1 tRNA gene and 2 rRNA genes are annotated in these 3526 nt (G+C 52.6%); all 3 read left to right on the top strand.

The annotated features are described in order from the left end of the window. Window positions 1-8: 8 nt before the first annotated feature. The 3 genes from Q4501_RS18425 (at window position 9) to rrf (ending at window position 3517) form a co-directional block, all read left to right on the top strand. Window positions 9-84: transfer RNA gene (locus Q4501_RS18425), tRNA-Ala, on the top strand. Between the two features lie 338 nt (window positions 85-422). After that, a 23S ribosomal RNA gene (locus Q4501_RS18420) occupies window positions 423-3318 on the top strand. Between the two features lie 84 nt (window positions 3319-3402). Beyond that, window positions 3403-3517 (top strand): 5S ribosomal RNA (gene rrf / locus Q4501_RS18415). Window positions 3518-3526 lie beyond the last annotated feature (9 nt).

Raw genomic sequence — 3526 nt, 5'->3', positions numbered from 1 at the left:
ATAGCTTTGGGGCTATAGCTCAGCTGGGAGAGCGCCTGCCTTGCACGCAGGAGGTCGGCAGTTCGATCCTGCCTAGCTCCACCATTATTACTTGGTCACCTGACTTCGGTCAGTGTACAGAAATAAGCGTTTCGATTTAATGACATAAGTTGTTAGTCGAAGTTCTTCTTTCTGATCACTGGGTCAGATTTGCTCTTTAACAAATTGGATGAGATAGAACACGAAGACATTTTCTCATTATCTCCGAGAAAATGTGTTCAATGTGATAGCGATTTTTTCAAGCGTTATCCGGTGTTGTCGTTGAAGTGGTTGTTTATAGCTTCAAGTGACTGTCTCTGATGTTCCTGGAAAGGAATCGCTTAACTTCGGTTGAGAGATGCCCGCCTGGTGAGCATGAGTGATCAGTTGTCTTGGGGTTATATAGTCAAGCAACTAAGCGCATACGGTGGATGCCTTGGCAGTCAGAGGCGATGAAAGACGTGGAAGCCTGCGATAAGGTTCGGGGAGCTGGCAAACAAGCTGTGATCCGGACATTTCTGAATGGGGAAACCCACCCGATTTCGGTCGGGTATCTTGCACTGAATACATAGGTGTAAGAGGCGAACCGGGGGAACTGAAACATCTAAGTACCCCGAGGAAAAGAAATCAACCGAGATTCCCTAAGTAGCGGCGAGCGAACGGGGACTAGCCCTTAAGCTAGACAACTGGTAGGAGAAGGCTCTGGAAAGTGCCGCCATAGTGGGTGATAGCCCCGTATCCGAAACCTGAGTCTAGTGAAATCGAGTAGGACGGGACACGTGGTATCCTGTCTGAATATGGGGGGACCATCCTCCAAGGCTAAATACTCCTGACTGACCGATAGTGAACCAGTACCGTGAGGGAAAGGCGAAAAGAACCCCTGTGAGGGGAGTGAAATAGATCCTGAAACCGTATGCGTACAAGCAGTCGGAGCAGACTTGTTCTGTGACGGCGTACCTTTTGTATAATGGGTCAGCGACTTATGTTCAGTGGCGAGGTTAACCGTTTAGGGGAGCCGTAGGGAAACCGAGTCTTAATAGGGCGATTCAGTCGCTGGGCATAGACCCGAAACCGGGCGATCTATCCATGAGCAGGTTGAAGGTTGAGTAACATCAACTGGAGGACCGAACCCACTGTCGTTGAAAAGCCAGGGGATGACTTGTGGATCGGAGTGAAAGGCTAATCAAGCCCGGAGATAGCTGGTTCTCCCCGAAAGCTATTTAGGTAGCGCCTCGGACGAATACCACAGGGGGTAGAGCACTGTTTCGGCTAGGGGGTCATCCCGACTTACCAACCCGATGCAAACTCCGAATACCTGTGAGTACTATCCGGGAGACACACGGTGGGTGCTAACGTCCATCGTGAAGAGGGAAACAACCCAGACCGCCAGCTAAGGTCCCCAAGTACCAGTTAAGTGGGAAACGATGTGGGAAGGCTCAGACAGCTAGGAGGTTGGCTTAGAAGCAGCCATCCTTTAAAGAAAGCGTAATAGCTCACTAGTCGAGTCGGCCTGCGCGGAAGATGTAACGGGGCTCAAACTGGTCACCGAAGCTGCGGCTGCATACTTTGTATGCGGGGTAGGGGAGCGTTCTGTAAGCCTGCGAAGGTGAGTTGAGAAGCTTGCTGGAGGTATCAGAAGTGCGAATGCTGACATGAGTAACGACAATGCGGGTGAAAAACCCGCACGCCGGAAGACCAAGGGTTCCTGCGCAACGCTAATCGGCGCAGGGTGAGTCGGCCCCTAAGGCGAGACCGAAAGGTGTAGTCGATGGGAAACGGATTAATATTTCCGTACCTTGGATAGCTGCGATGGAGAGACGGAGAAGGCTAGGTGAGCCGGGCGACGGTTGTCCCGGTTTAAGCGAGTAGGGAGTGGACTTAGGCAAATCCGGGTCCACAATCCTGAGACGTGACGACGAGCACCCTTTTACGGGAGCGAAGTCATTGATGCCCTGCTTCCAGGAAAATCTTCTAAGCTTCAGGCTATTCGAGACCGTACCCCAAACCGACACAGGTGGTCAGGTAGAGAATACCAAGGCGCTTGAGAGAACTCGGGTAAAGGAACTAGGCAAAATGGTGCCGTAACTTCGGGAGAAGGCACGCTGGTGGTATGTGACGCCCTTCGCGGGTTGAGCAGAAGCCAGTCGAAGATACCAGGCCCCTGCGACTGTTTATTAAAAACACAGCACTGTGCAAACACGAAAGTGGACGTATACGGTGTGACGCCTGCCCGGTGCCGGAAGGTTAATTGATGGGGTTAGCGCTTGCGCGAAGCTCTTGATCGAAGCCCCGGTAAACGGCGGCCGTAACTATAACGGTCCTAAGGTAGCGAAATTCCTTGTCGGGTAAGTTCCGACCTGCACGAATGGCGTAACGATGGGGGCGCTGTCTCTACCCGAGACTCAGTGAAATTGAAATCGCCGTGAAGATGCGGTGTATCCGCGGCTAGACGGAAAGACCCCGTGAACCTTTACTATAGCTTCACAGTGAACTTTGAACATGTTTGTGTAGGATAGCTGGGAGGCTTTGAAGCGTGAACGCCAGTTTGCGTGGAGCCAACCTTGAAATACCAGCCTGGCATGTTTGAGGTTCTAACTCTGTCCCCTCATCGGGGATGAGGACACTGTGTGGTGGGTAGTTTGACTGGGGCGGTCTCCTCCTAAAGCGTAACGGAGGAGCACAAAGGTGGGCTAAGTACGGTCGGACATCGTACGGTTAGTGTAATGGCACAAGCCCGCTTAACTGCGAGACAGACACGTCGAGCAGGTACGAAAGTAGGTCATAGTGATCCGGTGGTTCTGTATGGAAGGGCCATCGCTCAACGGATAAAAGGTACTCCGGGGATAACAGGCTGATACCGCCCAAGAGTTCACATCGACGGCGGTGTTTGGCACCTCGATGTCGGCTCATCACATCCTGGGGCTGAAGCCGGTCCCAAGGGTATGGCTGTTCGCCATTTAAAGTGGTACGCGAGCTGGGTTTAGAACGTCGTGAGACAGTTCGGTCCCTATCTGCCGTGGACGTTGGAGATTTGAGGAAAGCTGCTCCTAGTACGAGAGGACCGGAGTGGACGAACCGCTGGTGTTCCAGTTGTCTCGCCAGAGGCATTGCTGGGTAGCTATGTTCGGACAGGATAACCGCTGAAAGCATCTAAGCGGGAAGCCCCTTCCAAGATGAGATCTCCCCGGGCCCTCGAGGCCCCTGAAGAGCCGTTCAAGACCAGGACGTTGATAGGTCGGGTGTGTAAGCGCTGCGAGGCGTTGAGCTAACCGATACTAATTGCTCGTGCGGCTTGACTATATAACACCCAAGACAATTGCGGATATCGCAGCGAAAGAATCAGCATCACAGCTCTATCTCATCCCCCAGTGATCGACCGTTTTGTCTGACGACCATAGCGGCCTGGTACCACCTGATCCCATCCCGAACTCAGAAGTGAAACAGGCCTGCGCCGATGGTAGTGTGGCATTGCCCATGTGAGAGTAGGTCATCGTCAGACTCTTAATAC

It is taken from the genome of Marinobacter sp. 2_MG-2023 (genome assembly GCF_030546935.1).
In the GTDB taxonomy this organism is placed as follows: domain Bacteria; phylum Pseudomonadota; class Gammaproteobacteria; order Pseudomonadales; family Oleiphilaceae; genus Marinobacter.
The sequence above is the reverse complement of the archived record's forward strand: the minus strand, read 5'-3'. Positions and strand labels throughout refer to the sequence as shown.